Raw genomic sequence first — 18,438 nt, forward strand, 5'->3', positions numbered from 1 at the left:
GACCAGCGAGAGGGTCGGCATGTTTCCGTTGTCGTTCGCGCAGTGGCGGTTGTGGTTCATCGGCCAGCTGGAGGGGCCGAGCGCGGTCTACAACGTGCCGCTGGCGTTGCGGTTGTCCGGTGCGCTGGACGTCGCCGTGCTGGACGCGGCGCTCGCCGATGTGCTGGAACGGCACGAGGTTCTGCGGACCGTTCATCCCGTTGTGGACGGTGAGCCGGTGCAGCGGGTGCTGCCGGCCGACGAGGCCGAGCTGCGGGTGGAGTGGGCCGACGCCGGTGTGGACGAGCTCGCGGGGCTAATGGCGGGCGCCGCCGGTCACGTGTTCGACCTCTCGGCGGAGATTCCCGTGCGTGCCAAGGGTTTCTCGATCGGACCGGACGAGCACGTGCTGGTTTTGCTCGTGCACCACATCGCGTGTGACGGCTGGTCGATGGGTGTGCTGGGCCGTGATCTCGCCACCGCCTGTGCCGCGCGACTCGACGATGCGGCGCCGGTGTGGGAGGAACTGCCGGTCCAGTACGCGGATTACACGCTGTGGCAACGGGAGTTGCTGGGTGCGGCAGATGATCCGAGCAGTGTTCTGGCGCGGCAGTCGGGTTTCTGGCTTGCCGCGCTGGAGGAGTTGCCCGAGGAGTTGGCGCTGCCGTTCGACCGGCCGCGTCCCGCTGTGGCGAGTCATCGTGGTGCGGAAGTGCCGGTGGCCTTGGACGCACGGGTGCACGCGGGCATCGTGGAGTTGGCGCGTTCGGCGGGCGTGACGCCGTTCATGGTGTTGCAGGCCGCATTGGCGGTTTTGCTGTCGCGGCTGGGCGCTGGAACGGACATCCCGCTGGGCACGCCGGTCGCGGGTCGTCCTGACGAGGCGTTGCACGAGTTGATCGGCTGTTTCGTCAACACGGTGGTGTTGCGGACCGATGTGTCGGGGGATCCGACGTTCCGCGAGCTGCTGGCACGGGTCCGGGAAACGGACCTGGCCGCGTTCGAGCATCAGGACCTGCCCTTCGAGCGCCTGATGGAGATCCTGGACCCGCCGAGGTCGCTGGCCCGCCACCCGCTGTTCCAGGTGATGCTGAGCTTCGACCTCAGCGACGAGGTCTCCTTCGAGATGCCGGGGTTGCGGGTCGGCGAGCTGGCGGTGCACGGCAGGGACTCGGCCAAGTTCGACCTGAACTTCGAGTTCCGCGAGCGGTTCGACGACGGCCGGCCGGCGGGGATCGCGGGGGTGGTCGAGTACGCCACCGACCTGTTCGACCACGACACGGCAGAGGCGATCGCGGGACGGTTCGTGCGGTTGGTCGAGCAGCTGGTCGCCGATCCCGGCAGGTCCGTCGGCAGGGCGGACGTCCTGACCGACGGGGAACGGCGGTTGTTGCTGGAGGAGTGGAATCCAGGCGTTCTGGACGTGCCGGGGGACACCCTGCCCGCGTTGTTCGAGACTCAGGCCCTGCGCACCCCGCACGCGGTGGCGGTGACGTGCGACGGGGTCTCGCTGTCCTACGCGGAGCTGAACGCACGGGCCAACCGCTTGGCCAGGCTGCTCGTCGGCCGCGGTGCGGGGCCGGAGCGGTTCGTGGCGGTGATGCTGCCCCGCTCGGTGGACATGATCGTGGCCGTGCTGGCGGTGCTGAAGGCGGGAGCCGCCTACCTCCCCGTCGATCCGGCGCTGCCGCCGCAGCGGATCGAGCTGATGCTGGACGACGTCGCCCCCGTTCTGGTCATCACCGGGGAGACGTTCGCCGCCACCGCGGAAATGCCGTCGGACGACCTCTCCGACGGTGAGCGGGTTTCGCCGCTGCTGCCGTGGCACACCGCCTATGTCATCTACACCTCCGGCACGACGGGCCGTCCGAAGGGCGTGCTGATCCCGCACCGCAACGTCGCGAGCCTGATGAGCGCCACCGAGCACACGTTCGGGTTCGGCCCTGACGACGTGTGGGCGATGGTCCACTCGCTCAACTTCGACTTCTCGGTGTGGGAGATCTGGGGTCCGCTGCTGCACGGCGGTCGCCTTGTCGTTGTGCCGCAAGACATCGCACGGTCTCCGGCGGACCTCCTGGACCTTCTTGCCGCGGAAGAGGTGACGGTGCTCAACCAGACGCCGTCGGCGTTCTACGAGCTTTCCCGCGCCGGGTCACGGGAACTTCGGCTCCGCTACGTCATCTTCGGCGGGGAGGCGCTGTCGTTCGAGCGCGTCCAGGAGTGGTACGCCGGTCACCCGGAGAGTTCCGCGCAACTCGTGAACATGTACGGCATCACGGAAACCACCGTGCACGTCACCGTGCTGGCGCTGGATTCAGGTGTGGTGCGCGGCTCGCGCAGCGTCATCGGCACCGCGATCCCGGGTCTGTCCGTGTACGTGCTGGACGCGCACCTGCGCTTGGTGCCACCGGGCGTCGCTGGGGAGATGTACGTGGCAGGGCCGCAGGTGGCGCGTGGCTACCTGAACCGGCCGGGGCTGACCGCCGAGCGGTTCGTGGCGTGCCCGTTCGGTGCGCCCGGCGAGCGCATGTACCGGTCGGGCGACCTCGCCAGGTGGCGGCACGACGGCAGCCTGGAGTACCTGGGACGCGCGGACCACCAGGTGAAGATCCGCGGGTTCCGCATCGAACTCGGCGAGATCGACGCGGTGCTCGGCGCCCTGCCCGGCGTGGCACGGGCGGCGGTGGTCGTGCGCGAGGACCGGCAGGGGGACCGGCGGATCGTCGGGTACGTCGTCCCGGCGGACGGTGCTCGGCCACGGCCGGCGGAGCTGCGCGCGGCGATGGCGGCGGTGCTGCCGGAGTACATGATCCCGTCGGCGCTCGTGGTGGTGGACGCCATCGCGCTGACCTCCAGCGGGAAGCTGGACCAGCGCGCGTTGCCCGCGCCCGACTACTCGGGTGCGGAGGCGGGCAGGGCGCCGCGATCGTCGCTGGAAGTCACGCTGTGCGGCCTGTTCGCGGAGGTGCTGGGGGTTGAGCGGCTCGGCATCGACGACAGCTTCTTCGACCTCGGCGGCCACTCACTGCTCGCCACGCGGCTGACCAGCCGGGTGCGCGCGGAACTGGGCGTGGAGGTGAGCGTGCGCGACGTGTTCGAGTCCCCGACGGTCGCGGGCCTCGCGCACCGTCTCGGCGTCGGCGGCGCTGAGGTCCGGCGTGCGCTGACGCGGGTGGAACGGCCGGAGCGCGTGCCGTTGTCGTTCGCGCAGTGGCGGTTGTGGTTCATCGGCCAGCTGGAGGGGCCGAGCGCTGTCTACAACGTGCCGCTGGCGTTGCGGTTGTGCGGCAAGATGAACGTCGAGGCGCTGGAGTCGGCGCTGGCGGACGTGCTGGGGCGGCACGAGAGCCTGCGCACGGTCTTCCCGGCGGCGGGCGGCGAGCTGGTGCAGCGGGTGGTGCCGGCCGGCGAGGTCGTGCCGCCGCTGGAGTGGGCCGACGCCGGTGCGGACGAGGTCGGGGACCTGGTGGCGGGCGCCGCCGGTCACGTGTTCGACCTGTCGGCGGAGATCCCGTTGCGCGCCTGGGGTTTCTCGGTGGGGGCGGACGAGCACGTGTTGCTGTTGCTCGTGCATCACATCGCCGCCGATGGTTGGTCGATGGGCGTGCTGGGCCGCGATCTCGCCACCGCCTACGAAGCACGGCTGAACGGTGCGGCGCCGGCGTGGGACGAGCTCCCGGTGCAGTACGCGGACTACACGCTGTGGCAACGGGATCTGTTGGGATCGTTGGATGACCCGGCCAGCGTGGTGGCGCGGCAGTCGGCGTTCTGGCGCGCCGCGCTGGAGGAGCTGCCGGACGAGCTGGACCTGCCGTTCGACCGGCCGCGTCCCGCTGTGGCGAGTCATCGAGGTGCGGAAGCGCCGGTCGTGCTCGACGCGCGGGTGCACGCGGGCATCGAGGAACTCGCGCGTTCGGTGGGCGTGACGCCGTTCATGGTGGTGCAGGCGGCATTGGCGATGTTGTTGTCGCGGTTGGGCGCCGGAACGGACATCCCGCTCGGCACGCCGGTGGCAGGACGCGCGGACGAGGCGCTGCACGACCTGGTGGGGTGCTTCGTCAACACGGTGGTGCTGCGGACCGATGTGTCCGGGGATCCGACGTTCCGCGAGCTGCTGGCACGGGTCCGGGAAACCGACCTGGCCGCGTTCGAGCATCAGGACCTGCCCTTCGAGCGCTTGACGGAGATCCTGGACCCGCCCAGGTCGCTGGCCCGCCACCCGTTGTTCCAGGTGATGCTGAGCTTCGACGCCGGCGCCGAGATCTCCTCCACCACGGCGAGTCTGCGGGTCCGCGAACTGGAGGTCCCCGAACCGGACTCGGCCAAGTTCGACCTGAACTTCGAGTTCCGGCTGCGGTTCGCGGCCGACGGCGAGCCGGCCGGGATCGTGGGTGCCGTCGAGTACGCCACCGACCTGTTCGACCACGACACGGCAGAGGCGATCGCGGGACGGCTGGTGCGGCTGGTCGAGCAACTGGTCGCCGATCCGGGAACGCGGTTGTCGCAGGCCGAGATCCTCACTGCGGCGGAACGCGATCAGCTGCTCAACGGGTGGAACGACACCGGTGCGCCGGAGCTGGCGACGACCGTTCCCGAACGGTTCGCGGCGCGGGCGGCGGCGGTACCGGACGCTCCTGCGCTGGTGTTCGAGGGACGTACGTGGTCCTACCGGGAGCTGGACGAGGCTTCCGGACGGCTGGCCGCGCACCTGACCGAGCTGGGTGCGGGCCCCGAACGGCTGGTCGCCGTGGTGCTGGACCGGTCTGCAGAGCTGGTCGTGACGCTGCTGGCCGTCCTCAAAACGGGCGCGGCGTACGTGCCTGTGGACCCGGACTACCCGGCCGTCCGGATCGGGTACGTCCTGTCCGACGCGGCACCGGCCCTGGCGGTCGTCGGAGCCAGGACCGCGGCGCTGGTGCCCGCGGGAGTGCCGGCGGTGGTGCTGGACGATCCGGAGACGGCGGCTGCGGTCGACGCGCTGACGCCCGCGGGAGTGTGCGCACAGCTGCGCGGCGGTCATCCGGCGTACGCGATCTACACGTCGGGGTCGACCGGACGACCGAAGGGTGTGGTGATCAGTCACGCGGCGCTGGCGAACTTCCTGGCAGGAATGGAAGATCTCGTCGGTCTGACACCGGACGACCGGATGGCCGCGGTGACGACGACAGGCTTCGACATCGCCGCGCTGGAGCTGTACCTGCCGCTGGTGTCGGGGGCGGCCGTGGTGCTGGCGACGCGCGACCAGGTGCTGGATCCGTTGGCGTTGCGGGAACTCTGGGAATCGCACGGGGTCACGGTGATGCAGGGCACGCCGAGCCTGTGGCAGGGGCTGGTGACCGCCGCCGGTCGATGGCCGCGGGTGCTGGTGGGAGGTGAGGCGCTGTCCGCGGACCTGGCCCGCTCGCTGGCCGGACTGGCAGGCGCCGGCCGGGTGCTCAACCTGTACGGCCCCACGGAGACCACGATCTGGTCGACGACAGCGCCCGTTGGCGGTGGTGCGCACACTCCGCCGATCGGCACACCGATCCGCAACACCAGGGCCTACGTCCTGGACGACTTCCTGCAGCCGGTGCCGATCGGCGTCGCCGGGCACCTCTGCCTCGCCGGCGACGGTCTCGCCCGCGGCTACCTGTTCCAGCCCGCGCTGACCGCGCAGCGGTTCGTGGCCGACCCGTTCGGTGCTCCCGGCTCGCGGATGTACCGCACGGGCGACCTCGCCCGCTGGAACCGCGACGGCGAGCTCGAGTTCCTCGGCAGGACCGACAACCAGGTCAAGCTGCGCGGCTTCCGCATCGAGCTCGGCGAGATCGAGAGCCTCCTCGGCCGGTACGAGGGAGTCACCCAGGCCGTCGCGGTGGTGCACAACGACCCGCACATCGGCGAACAGCTCGTGACCTACGCCGCCACGACGTCCGGCGCCATCACCCCGGCCGAGTTGCGCGACCACCTCCGTGCCGGGCTGCCCGACCACATGGTCCCCAGCGCCGTGGTCGTCCTGCCGGCACTTCCGCTCACCCCGAACCGCAAGATCGACCGTGCCGCACTGCCCGCCCCCGTGCTCGCCGGCGACCACGGCGGACGGGCGCCCCGCTCCCGGCGCGAGGAAGTCCTTTGTGGACTCTTCGGTGACGTGCTCGGTGTCGGTGACGTGACGATCGACGACGACTTCTTCGACCTGGGCGGGCATTCCCTGCTCGCGAGCATCCTGGTGGCGCGCGTGCGCTCGGAGCTGGACGTGGAGCTGGGGATCAGGACGCTGTTCGAGGCACCGACCGTCGCCGGGCTCGCGGGACGGCTCGACCGCGACCAGAGCGACTCCTTCGCGACGCTGCTCCCGTTGCGCATCAAGGGAAGTCTGCGCCCGGTGTTCCTCGTCCACCCGATCGGCGGGCTGAGCTGGTGCTACGCCGGGCTGCTGCCGTACCTCCCGGAGGGCCACCCGGTCTACGGCCTCCAGTCGAGCGGGTACACCGACCCCGACCGTCGGCCGGGATCGCTCGAGGAGCTGGCGCTGGCGTACCTCGCGGAGATCAGGAGGGTGCAGCCCGACGGCCCGTACACCCTGATGGGCTGGTCGTTCGGCGGCACGGTCGCGCACGAGATGGCTGTGGCGCTGGAAGAAGCCGGCGAGAGCGTGTCGTTGCTGGTGCTGTTCGACGCGAGCCCGTCGACCGGAGACCCGCGGGACGCCGACGAGTCGCAGGACCTCGTCGAGCAGTCGATCACCGAGGCCGGCGGCCGGGATCTCCCCGAACTCCTCGCCGCACGGATCACCGGGCTGTCCGAGATCACCCGCCACTGCCTGCGGCTCTTCGACACCCACCGGACGCGGATGTTCGGGGACCGGATCGTCAGCATCGAGGCGGCCGGTTCCGACGTCGACTGGACCGGCTTCGCCAAGGGCGAGGTCGAGGTGCACGCGGTCGACTGCGCGCACGAGGAAATGATGGATCCCCGGCCGGTGCGTGGGTTCGGGCCGATCCTCCTCGACCTCATGACCCGATCAGAAAGCGAGGAACTCCTCCCGTGACGCGATCCACGTCAGAACCGTCCGGTGTGCTCAGCCCGGAGCAGGTCGGCGAGCTCAACGACGACATGCACTGGCTCTTCGACCTCATCCTGGGGAGCAACCGGCACATCGGGTACTGGGGGCAGGCGGACGAACCAGGAACCTCTCCGGAGGACCGGTTCACCGACTACCTCGCCACGCACCTCGCGGCCGGCCCGGGCTCTCGGGTCCTCGACGTCGGATGCGGGGCCGGCGGCCCCGCCGTCCGGCTCGCCACGTCGTCGGGCGCGTCGGTCACCGGCATCACGGTCAGCGGTGAGGAGGTCCGCAGCGGCACCGCGCTCGCCGACCGGGAAGGCGTCGGTGACCTGGTGCGGTTCGAGCGGGTCGACGCGATGAAACTGCCCTACGCCAACGGTTCGTTCGACGCGGTGTGGGCCGTCGAGGCGCTCATGTACATGCCGGACCGGATCACGTGCCTCAGCGAGATCCGCCGGGTGCTGGCCCCCGGCGGTCGGCTGGTGTTCACCGACTACACCGAGCGCCTGCCGCTCGGGCCGGTGGAGCGGGCGACCCTGGTCGAGACCTTCAAGCTGAACGCGCTCAGTCGACCTGGCGAGTACGACAGCGTCCTTTCCGGACTCGGGTTCGCGGACGTCGAGCGGCACGACCTGACGGAACAGCTGCGGCGAACGTGCGAGGAGAACCTCCGCCGGCTGCCGGAACGGGCGCGCCTGGTCGAGGAAGAGGCGGGGGAGAAGTTCAGCGCCCACTACCAGGACCACGAACGGCGTGCCGCAGCGCTGCAGAGCGAGCACCTGGGTTACGTGGTGATGGTGGCCCGCGTTCCGTAGGCCTTGGCCACCGAGGAGAACACCGGCCAGGCGAAGATCGTGACGACGACGGCGACGACGAGCGCCAGCCAGTACGGCGCCGTCAGCCCGAACTGCTTGGCGAGCACGCCGCCGAGCAGCGCGCCGACCGCGTTTCCGCCCACGATGACGAACAGGTTCAGGCTGGCACCGCGGCCCATCATCTCCGGCGGGGTCAGGCGCTGGCGCAGCGAACTGTTGACCATGACCCACATCGCGTTGTGGATCCCCAGTGCGAACAGCGCGAAGCCGACCAGGTAGGCGTTGAGCGACCACGCCAGCACCACGTAGGTCGCGATCTCGACGAGCAGGCCGACGCGCAGCGTCCACGCGGCCGTCACCCGCTTGATGAGGCGGTCGCCGAACGCCGAGCCGAGCACGCCGCCGATCGCCATGGTCGTGAGCAGCAGGCCGAAGCCGACCGAGCTGAGGCCGAGCCGTTCCGTGGCGAGCAGGACGAGGACGGCGTAGGCGCCGGTCATCGTGATGTTCAGGACGCCGGTCAGCACGTTCATCGCGCGCAGGACCGGCTGGCCCATGAGAAAGCGGACGCTCTCGGCGATGTCCGAGCGGACCGAGGCGATGCCCTGCTTCAGGCCGCCCTTGGCCGGCCCGGCGGTGCTCGGCTCCCCACCGGCGTCGCTCTGCCGCGCCACGGCCCGGTACGTCCCTGGGATCAGCGCGACCAGCACGGCGCTGATCGCGTAGGTGCCCGCGTTGGCCAGGAACGGAATGCTCGCCGCGACCACGAACAGCAACCCGCCGAGCGGTCCCGCGATCATCTGCTGCGTCGTGATCGACCCGCTGAGCAGCCATCCGTTGGCGCGTTCGAGCAGCTTGTCCGGCACCATCGCGGGGACCAGCGACTGGCTCGCCGACCGGAACAGCACCTCGCCGCTCTCGATGAGGAACAGGGACGCGAACAGCAGCCACAGCGGCGCGTGCTCCAGCAGCACCAGGACGCCCAGCACCGTCATCACGGCGACGCGTGCCCAGTCCAGCCGGATCATCAGCCGCCTGCGGTCGACGCGGTCGACGAACACGCCACCGGGCAAGGTGAACAGCAGCCATGGGATCCAGATGACGACCGAGGTGATCGCGACGGTCAGGGGGTCGTTCGTCCGCGAGGCCACGTACAGCGGGGCGGAGATCGTCACGAGCCCGGTGCCGAGCGCGGCTGCCGTGTTCGCCGCCCAGAGTTTGATGAAATTGAACCCCAGGCCTGGCTCCGCCGTTTTCTCCACTGTTTCCCCCATGCGAAAGAACGTAGCAGTCGCATCACGTCCGGGCGGACGCCCTCATAGCGGATGCGGGCAAAACGCGGATCCGTGATGAGCGGATCGAGATGAAGCACACAGAATGAGGTGGTGGCCGGACATCGCCGAGCAGGGGCGGTCGCGATGCCCGTACCAGTGCTTGGCTGGGCATCCACGTTCAGCCACCCGGGCGAACGCGAGCCTGATACAGTGGCCGTGTACACACGAAGCGTAACTGGGGGTTGCGATGCGTGCAGATTTCGTCTTGCCACGCCCGAACGGCGTGGCCGGTGCGGGCCTGGTAGCGGTGAGCGCTTCCGGGCGGCCCATGGGAACGGGTGTCCGGCTCCACAAGTCCGGACTGCTTTTCACTGCCAAGCAGAGCCTTGGGATGTGGGAGAAGCTCGGTGTCAATTTGTTCTCCGTAGCGGATTCCTCGGCCTGGTGGATCGCCGACTGGCTCGTTTACGGGGAAACCACTTTCCAGGACCGTTATGTCGAAGCCGTGAAAAGGACGTCGCTGAGCTACCAGACCCTCCGCAACTACACCTGGGTGGCGCGCAGGTTTCCGTTGCCTCGCCGGCGGCAGAACCTGAGTTTCAGTCATCACCTCGAAGTGGTGGCTCTGGAACAGCCGCAGCAGGATTACTGGTTGCGGAAAGCGGAAGAGCTCGGGTGGAGCAGGAACAAACTGCGCGGGCAGGTGCGGAGCAGCCGGATCGCGCAGGGCGACGACGCACCCGCGGCGGTCGAGGGTCGCGAAGTGGCCGGCGTCGACACCGTCGTGCCGGCGCAGCCGACGGGAACACCGGATCATGCGGTTCCCCTTCCCTCGCCGGAAGCACGCCTGCTGCGCCTGCAGTTCTCGGCCGAGGACCTGGAGAAGTTCGAGCAGGCCGCCAGCCGGGAGAGCGAGCCGGTCGAGGCGTGGGCCGCGGAGATGCTGCGCCGTGCCGCCGGCTTCTGACGGTCAGGCCTTGCCGGCCGTCAGGGTGCTGAGCGCGTCGCTGAGATCGCTGAGCACCGGGTTCCTGAGGATCACGCGGACCGCGCGAGGGATGCCGAGTTCTTCGCTCAGCACCTGCCCGAGGCGGATCGCGATGATCGAGTTGCCGCCGATGTCGAAGAAGTCGTCCTTGATACCGATGCCTTCTTCGCCCGTGAGCTTGCGCACGCTTTCGACCACCAGCGCGTCCATGGGGTTGCGGAACTCGCTATCGGTCGTCATGGGCTCGGCACCTCTCCAACGCGTTCTTCGTCCATCGCTTTGATCAAGCCGGCGGGCCTCATGTCCGTCCAATGCGCGGAAACGTACTCGAGGCAGTTCTCGCGGGTGTCCTCGCCGTGCACCGCGGTCCAGCCGGCCGGTGTGGTGCGGAACGCGGGCCACAACGAATGCTGGTTCTCGTCGTTGACGAGAACCAGGTAAAGGCTTTCGTCGTCTTCGAACGGATTCGCCACGGACCTCTCCTGTGGAATCAGTCTAACGGCCGCCATCGGGCCGGCGGCAAGCATCGCAACGGACACCGGACATGATTGCGCTCGTCTCGCCGGCGAGACAAGATCGGCACAGCCTGGCCCGCGTGGTCATCCAGTTCGGCAACTCGAGTCGGCACTGTTCGTGAGGTGGGTGGGGTAATGTCTGATCGTGTTGCCGTGGTGGGGATGTCCATTCGCGCGGCTGATGCGCGGAACACCGCGGATTTCTGGCGACTCCTGCGCACCGGCGGTTCCGGCAGGCGCGAGATCAGCCAGGATGAATTGGCCCTGCGCGGAGTTCCTGAGCGTCGGTACAAAGATCCCTCCTACGTTTCCGCCGCATATCCGATGGCGGATTCCCTCGGATTCGACCTGAAGGCGTTCGGCCTCGGTCGTGCCGAAGCGGAGCTGACCGATCCACAGCACCGGGTGATGCTGGAGGCGTGCTACCGCGCTGTGGAGAGCTCGGGCTGCTTCATCGGCGCGTTGCCGGATCGCGTCGGAGTCTTCCTGGGGCTGCAGACGAACGACTACGGCGCGCGGATCGAGTACCGCTCCGCCGCTGCCGGCCTCGATCTGGATCTCGCCGCGCTCGCCGTCGGCACGAGTCCCGACTACCTGTCCAACCGGGTCTCCTACGCCTGGGGGCTCACCGGTCCGTCGATGACCGTGCTGACCGCCTGCTCCTCGTCGAGCGTCGCGGTGCACCTCGCGAGCCAGGCGATCCTCGCCGGTGAATGCGACTCGGCACTGGCCGGCGGCGTCGCGGTGAGCGTGCGGGACGCGGGTTACCTGGCCAGGGAGGGTGGCATCTACTCGCCGCGCGGACGGTGCGAGCCGTACACGGCCTCGGCCGACGGCACGGTGGAGGGCAACGGCGTCGCTGTCCTCTTCCTGCGCAGGCTGGACGCGGCGCTGGCAGCAGGCAACCCGATCCTCGGCGTGATCGCCGGTACCGCGGTGAACAACGACGGCCGGGAGCGCGCGGGCTTCACCGTGCCTGGCGTCGCGGGCCAGATCGAGCTGATCGGGGAGGCGCTCGACGTCGCCGAACTGAGTGCCGCGAGCATCGGCCTGCTGGAGGGCCACGGATCGGGCACCGGCATCGGCGACGCGCTGGAGATCGACGCCGCCACCGAGGCGTTCCGCTCCGCCGGGGCGGGAACAGGCGAATGCCGGCTGCACTCGGTCAAGGCGAACGTCGGCAACCTCACCGCGGCGGGCGGCGCGGCCGGGATCATCGCGAGCCTCCTGGCTCTGCGCCACGACGAGATCCCGCCCAACGCCCCGCTGATGGCAGGGGCCCGTCCGGTCGACCTGGCCGGCACCCCGTTCGTCCTGGCGGACAAGCCGATCGCGTGGCCACGAACGGAACTGGGCAGGACCGCCGCGATCAGTTCGTTCGGGCTGGGCGGCACGAACGCGCACGTCATCGTCAGCGACGAGGAACGGGCGGTGCGCGATGCTTCCCGCAAGGGGAGGTCCTGGCAGTTGCTGCCGCTGTCCGCGGACGACCCGCAGCGCCTGACTGAGGTCGTCGGCGCGGTGCGCGATGCCGTCGTGGACTCCTCCACCGACACCCGGCGGGACATCGGTCACACGCTGCGCACCGGCCGCCCGGAGCTCACCGCACGCGCGACCGCGCTGGTCCCGGTCGACGGCCATGCCACCGACGTCGAGTGGCCGGCCGCGGACAGGTTCCGCACCGCCCCGGAGTCGCCGCCCACCCTGGTCTTCGTGCTCCCGGGCGAGGACGTGGGCGCGTCGGACGCGGCGTCCGCGCTCTACGTGACGGAGCCGGCCTTCCGATCGGCCGTCGACGACGGTCTCGCGGTCATGACCCAGGCGCTCGCTCCCGGAGAGTTCGCGGCCGTGCGCGACGCGTTCCGGCAGAGCGGGTCGCCGGCCTCGCGACCGGTGGCGCACCTGGTGGGCGTCGGGCTGCACGCGCTGCTCGGCGAGCTGGGCATCCGGCCGGACGTGCTGCTGGGACGGGGTGCCGGTGAGCTGACCGCCGCCGCGCTGAGCGGTGTCCTCTCGTTCGAGGACGCGGCACGGGCGGTGTGCCGGCGCGGTCAGTCCGGGCCGGACCTGCGGATGCGCGACGTGCGGTTGCAGGCGCCCAGGACGCCGACGATCTCCGGCGTCACCGGGTCGTGGCTGACCGGGGAGGAAGCGTGCGATCCCGGCTACTGGAGCGTGCAGCTCGGTGAGCCGGTTCCGTTCGACACGGCCGTGCGGACGGTGACAGCTGAGTATCCGGAGACCGTCTACCTCCAGCTGAGCGGCAGGACCGAGCTCGGTGCGGTGCCGGACGACGCCGTCGTGACGGTGCTGCCCGACGTGCTCCGTGCCGTCGGCGGTCTGTGGGAACGGGGCGCGCGGATCGACTGGGACGCCTACGCCGAACGTGATCACGCGCTGCGGATCGAGGTGGCCCCGAGGCGCTTCTCGCGGACGCCGTGTCTGCACCCGGCGCTGCTGGACGACTGCCCCGGGATCGACCCGGCGGAACTGACGGGGGAGCAGAGCGGCCGATGACTTCCACCCCGACCTCGTTGGCACAGCAGCGAATCTGGTTCATCGAGCAGCTGGTACCCGGCACCGCGCTGCACCACCTGCGGGCTCAGTTCGCCGTGCGCGACGAGCTGGACCCGGTCGCGCTGGAACGCGCGGTCAACGCCGTGATCGACCGGCACGACGTGCTGCGCACCCGTTTCCGCGTCGTGGACGGCGTCCCAGCCCAGGAGGTGCTGCCCGAGGCACGGGTGGTCGTGCGTCAGCTCGACGTGTCCGGCGACGCGGTCCTGGCCGGGGTGGAGGAGTTCGCCCGCGAACCCTTCGACCTCGCCGGTGCTCCGCTGGTGCGCGTGGGACTGGTGCGTGGCGGGGACACCACTGTGCTGGTGTTCGTGCTGCACCACCTCGTCGCGGACGCCCGGTCGATGGACGTCTTCCTGCGCGAGGTCACCGAGTTCTACCGGCAGGACGGTGTCCCGGAGCTGCCGGAGCTGCCGTTGCGGTACGCCGACTTCGCGCGGTGGCAGCGTGAGCGGGCGGGCACGCCGCAGGCCGTCGAGCAGCGGACGGCGCAGCTGGGCGAGCTGGCGGGTGTCCCCACGGTGCTCGACCTGCCGGCCGACCGCCCACGGCCCGCCGTGCAGACGCTGGCCGCGGACTCGGTGTCCTGGCAGGTTCCCGCCCATCTCGCCGGCGAGATGGAGAAGGTGGCGCGGGAGCACGGCGCATCCCTGCGGGCGCTCGCGCTGGCCTCGTTCTCGGTGGTGCTGGGGCTGTGGTCGGGGCAGTCGCGACTGCTGGTGGCCACGCCGTCGGCCGGCCGGCCGACGGGGGAGACCGAACCGATGATCGGCCCCTTCGCCACCACGCTGGTCATCCCGGCGGATCTGACCGGCGACCCGTCGTTCGCCACGCACCTCGAACGTGTGCGTGACGTGCTGCTGCGGGCGGAGTCGCGTCAGGACGCGCCGTTCGAGGAGCTCGTCGACGCCGTCGCGCCGGAGCGAAGCCTGTCCCACAACCTCCTGGTCCAGGTGATGGTGGAGGTTCAGGACGATCCCCCGCCCGCGGTGGACCTGCCGGGCGCCGCGCTGGAGCGGCTCGACGCGCTGACCGGCACCTCGCAGTTCGACCTGGTGCTCGACGTGACCCCGCTCGACGACGGCCTGGACTGCCGGCTGCGGTACTCGACCGATCTCTTCGACCGGGTCGTGGTGGAGCGGTTCGGCGGCCATCTGCGGCGGTTGTGGGAGATCGTCGCCACCGATCCCGGCGTTCGCGTCGAGGGTGTCGACCTCGCGGACGCGGCGGAACGGGCCGTGCTGGCCGAGCTCGGCACGGGCCCCACGCGTCCCGTCGACTCCCGTGCGCTGCCGGCCAGGCTGGCCGAGACGGCAGGTCGCCGGCCGGATGCCGTGGCGGTGCGGGCGTCCGACGGCACCTACACGTTCGCGCAGTTCGTCGAACGCGCCGAGACGATCGGGGCCGAGCTGGTGGCACGCGGGCTGCGGCCGGGTGATCTGGCCGGCGTCGCGCTCCCTCGCGGGCGCGACCTCCCCGCCGGTCTGCTCGGTGTCTGGCTCGCGGGAGGTGCGTACGTCCCGCTCGACCCGGCGTACCCGCGGGCCCGGCTGGAGCACATGACCCAGGACGCCGGCATCAAGGTGCTCCTCAGCACGCGCGAACTCGCGGACCGCGTCCCGGTGCCGGCGGGCACCGAGGTGCTGCTGCTGGACGAACCGATGTCCGCCCTTCCCGCCGCACCACCGGTCATCGACGGCGACAGCGTGGCCTACGTGATCTACACGTCCGGCTCGACCGGACGCCCCAAAGGAGTGCTGGTCGGCCACGCGAGCCTCGGGAACCTGCTGAACGACTTCGCGGCGGCGTCGAGCTTCACCACGAGCGACCGGCTACTCGCGCTGACCTCCCTCTCGTTCGACATCGCCGGCCTCGAGCTCTGGCTCCCGTTGCTCACCGGCGGCACGCTGGTCGTCGCGCCGGCGGGTGCCGGTGGCGACCCGGACCGGTTGCACGAGCTCCTCGCCGCCGAGGAGATCACCGTGGTGCAGGCGACTCCGGCGACCTGGAAGCTCTACACCTCCTCCGCTCGGGTCGCACCGCCCGCGCTGCGGCAGATCTGGAGCGGTGGCGAACACCTGCCGCACTCGCTCGCCCAGGCGCTCACCGCGCTCGGACCCGAGGTTCACAACCTTTACGGGCCTACGGAAACCACCATCTGGTCGACGCGTGCGGTGCTGCGCCGCCACGACACCGCCACCGGGATCGGGAAGCCCATCTCGAACACCAGCCTGGTCGTCACCGACGCCGCCGGTCGCCCGGTGCCGCTGGGAGTGCCCGGCGAGCTGTGCATCGGGGGCGCCGGTCTGGCGTTCGGCTACCTCGACCGTCCCGAACTGACGGCGGAGAGGTTCACCGAGGTCAGGGGCGTACCGGTGTACCGCACCGGTGACCTCGTCCGATGGCGCTCCGACGGCGACCTCGAGTACCTGGGACGTCTCGACGACCAGGTGAAGATCCGCGGGCACCGCGTGGAGCCGGGCGAGGTCGATGCCGCCACCCGTGGCTGTCCCGGCGTCCGCGACGCCTGCACGCTGGCCGTGCACGACCAACTCGTCACCTTCGTGACGCCGCGGGACACGGCGGAGGAGTCCGGCGACACGACGGACGACTGGCGCACGCTGTGGGACACCACCTACGCGGAGGGCGAACCCGCCGCACAGGACGACCTGAACCTCAAGGGCTGGCAGAGCAGCTACACCAAGCAGTCGCTGCCGGAGCCGGACATGCGGGACTGGGTGGCGCGGACCGTCGAGCGGATCGCCGCGACCGGCGCCCGCACGTTCGCGGAGATCGGCTGCGGCACCGGCCTCCTGCTGCTGCGGCTCGCCCCGGACGCCGATCGCTACCTGGGGGTCGACTTCTCCCAGAAGGCCATCGCCCACGTGTCGGACGCGGTCATCAGGCGCGGATTCTCCGACCGGGTGCGGCTCGCCACGGCGGCCGCGACGGAGATCGGTGACGTGGCCGCCGGCGACCTCTTCGACTGCGTGGTGCTCAACTCCGTCGCGCAGTACTTCCCCAGCCTCGACTACCTCACCGCGGTGCTGACGGAGGCGAGCAGGATCGTCGCTCCCGGCGGGCACCTGTTCGTCGGCGATCTCCGCAGCCTGCGACTGGCGGAGGCGTTCCACGCCAGCGTGCTGCGAACCGACGAGCGGCTGCGACCGGACGAACTGCGCACTCTCGCGGCCCGGCACGCGCTGGAGGAGGACGAACTGCTGATCGACCCCGGCTATTTCGCCCGGTTGCAGGACGCGCTGCCGGCGGTGACCGGGATCCAGGTGTCGCTCAAGGAGTCCGCCTTCGACAACGAGCTGACCCGCTTCCGCTACGACGTCCTGCTGGAGATCGGCGGGAAGGCGGCGGAACAGGCACAGCCGCGTGAGCACTTCTCCTGGGAGGAGGTCGCCGGCCTCGCCGGCCTGGGCCACCTGCTCGGCGCGTCGGCTGCGGCCGCTGTCGTCGTCGACGGCATCCCGAACGCCCGCGTCGCCCGCTTCGCCGGACTCGTGGGGAACGAGGACGTCGCCGTGACGGCGTGCGCACCGGAGGAACTGGACGAGGTGGCGGCCCGGCACGGCTGGCAGGCACACCACTCGTGGTCCTCGCGCTGCCCGGAGCAGGGACGCGTCCGCACGACCTTCACCCGCGGCGGGAAGCCGTTCGTCCACGAGCGGCCGGTGGTCAGCGGGCCGGTCGGCAACGACACCAGGCAGGGCGCACTGCTGCGGGTGCTCAAACACAGCACGCGTGCGTTCCTGCGGCAGCGCCTGCCCGAGTACATGGTGCCGAACCGCGTCCTGACCCTGCCGGTCCTCCCGCTGACCCCGAACGGGAAAACCGACCGGAACGCCTTGAAGGCCATCGCCGCGCAGCAGACGTCGAGCACGGACCACGTCGCCCCGAGCGGACCTGCCCAGGACCTGCTGCACGAACTGTGGTGCGCGGCGCTGGGTGTCTCCAGGGTCAGCGCCGCGGAGAACATCTTCGACATCGGTGCCACGTCACTGCTGGTGGTGCGGGTGCGCCAGGAACTGCTCGCCCGGCACGGCATCGACGTCCCGCTGACCGCGTTCTTCGTCCACCCGACCATCTCCTCGCTCGCCCAGGTGCTCGAGCCCCGCGCAGAACACCGGTCAGAGGGTGTCCGGGCCGCGAGCTCACGAACGCGGAGTGCCACGGCAGCACGCCGTCGCGACCACCGCAGAAATGAGGAGAGGCGGCGCTGATCCGTGGCTAGGGTGTGCCGGTGCGCGAACCCGAGATCGAACTCCTGTGCTCCCAGCTCGCCTCCTACTACGTCTTCCCGGACACGGCCAACGAGATCGCGACCGTCCTGCGCACCCGCCTGGCCGAGGGCGCTTACGCCGACGCCGCGGACGACGAGGAGTTCGCGGCCCGAGTCACCGCAGACCTGCAGAGTGTCAACGGGGACAAGCATCTCCGCCTGCTCTTCAGTCACGACGAGGTCCCGGAAACCGGCCAGGCCTCCGCCTGGGACCCGGTCGCCTACCGGAAGGAAGCCGAGCTCGACGCGTTCGGCATCACCAAGGTCGAGCGCCTCAAGGGCAACGTGGGCCTGCTGAACCTCCGCCTGCTGCACGACGCCGAAATCGCCACCCCGGCCTACGTCGCGGCCATGAACATGATCGCCCACACCGACGCGCTGATCATCGACCTGCGCAACAACGGCGGCGGCGACCCCAACACCGTCGCCCTGATCTGCAGCTACCTGTTCGACGAGCGCGTGCACCTCAACGACATCTACAGCCGCCCGGACGACACCACCGAGCAGTACTGGACCCTGCCGCACGTCTCAGGCCCGAAGTTCGGCGGCGAGAAGCCGATCTTCGTCCTCACCAGCGAGCGCACCTTCTCCGGCGCGGAAGAGCTGAGCTACAACCTGCAGCAGACCAAGCGCGCCACCCTCATCGGCCAGACCACCAAGGGCGGCGCCCACCCCGGCGAGCGCTACCGGGTGGGCCCGCACCTCAAGTCGTCGATCCCCAACGGCCGCGCGATCAACCCGATCTCCGGCACCAACTGGGAAGCCGTCGGCGTCGTCCCGCACGTCGAGGTGCCGGAGGACGAGGCGTTCGACGTCGCCTACAAGAAGGCCCTCGAGCACGTGCTGACGCTCGGCAAGGACGGCCCTCGCCGCACGATCGCGGAAGCCGCCGAAGAAGCCCTGAAGGGATAGTGCAGCGGCCGCTGCCCGATCGCAGCGGCCACACAACAC

8 protein-coding genes and 1 pseudogene are annotated in these 18,438 nt (G+C 70.3%); 6 read left to right on the forward strand and 3 right to left on the reverse strand.

Going from position 1 to position 18,438, the window contains the following annotated elements:
- Positions 1-10 precede the first annotated feature (10 nt).
- Positions 11-7,009 (forward strand): annotated as a pseudogene (locus ACWGE0_RS37385) (amino acid adenylation domain-containing protein); the annotation flags it as partial.
- Positions 7,006-7,842: a methyltransferase domain-containing protein gene (locus ACWGE0_RS37390; RefSeq protein WP_452265599.1), complete on the forward strand. Its 837-nt coding sequence runs from the start codon at positions 7,006-7,008 to the stop codon at positions 7,840-7,842. The pseudogene ACWGE0_RS37385 and the gene ACWGE0_RS37390, both read left to right, overlap by 4 nt.
- Here the strand turns inward: ACWGE0_RS37390 and ACWGE0_RS37395 are convergent.
- Positions 7,812-9,116: an MFS transporter gene (locus ACWGE0_RS37395; RefSeq protein ID WP_452265600.1), complete on the reverse strand. Its 1,305-nt coding sequence runs from the start codon at positions 9,114-9,116 to the stop codon at positions 7,812-7,814. The genes ACWGE0_RS37390 and ACWGE0_RS37395 overlap by 31 nt on opposite strands.
- Before the next feature lie 247 nt (positions 9,117-9,363).
- Between ACWGE0_RS37395 and ACWGE0_RS37400 the strand changes: the two genes are divergently transcribed.
- Positions 9,364-10,083, forward strand: a complete 720-nt coding sequence (locus ACWGE0_RS37400) for an LmbU family transcriptional regulator (protein WP_452265601.1) — start codon at positions 9,364-9,366, stop codon at positions 10,081-10,083.
- Between the two features lie 3 nt (positions 10,084-10,086).
- On the opposite strand, the gene ACWGE0_RS37405 is transcribed toward ACWGE0_RS37400, so the two are convergent.
- Both ACWGE0_RS37405 and ACWGE0_RS37410 read right to left on the reverse strand, forming a co-directional pair.
- On the reverse strand, positions 10,087-10,344 hold the full coding sequence (locus tag ACWGE0_RS37405) for a phosphopantetheine-binding protein (protein WP_452265602.1): 258 nt from the start codon (positions 10,342-10,344) through the stop codon (positions 10,087-10,089).
- Entirely contained in the window at positions 10,341-10,577 is a 237-nt protein-coding gene (locus tag ACWGE0_RS37410) for an MbtH family protein (RefSeq protein WP_452265603.1), read from the reverse strand. The genes ACWGE0_RS37405 and ACWGE0_RS37410 overlap by 4 nt, the downstream gene beginning before the upstream one ends.
- Before the next feature lie 177 nt (positions 10,578-10,754).
- On the opposite strand from ACWGE0_RS37410, the gene ACWGE0_RS37415 reads away from it, so the two are divergent.
- From ACWGE0_RS37415 to ACWGE0_RS37425, 3 genes are read left to right on the forward strand one after another with little or no spacing between them, the layout of a single operon-like run.
- Complete coding sequence (locus tag ACWGE0_RS37415) at positions 10,755-13,136, forward strand: beta-ketoacyl synthase N-terminal-like domain-containing protein (RefSeq protein WP_452265604.1); 2,382 nt, start codon at positions 10,755-10,757, stop codon at positions 13,134-13,136.
- Entirely contained in the window at positions 13,133-17,428 is a 4,296-nt protein-coding gene (locus ACWGE0_RS37420; protein ID WP_452265605.1) for an amino acid adenylation domain-containing protein, read from the forward strand. Before ACWGE0_RS37415 ends, ACWGE0_RS37420 begins: the two co-directional genes overlap by 4 nt.
- Before the next feature lie 20 nt (positions 17,429-17,448).
- Positions 17,449-18,399, forward strand: coding sequence for a S41 family peptidase (locus ACWGE0_RS37425; RefSeq protein WP_452265606.1), 951 nt, complete (start codon positions 17,449-17,451; stop codon positions 18,397-18,399).
- The last annotated feature ends 39 nt before the right edge of the window (positions 18,400-18,438 follow it).

This window comes from Lentzea sp. NPDC054927 (genome assembly GCF_053610285.1).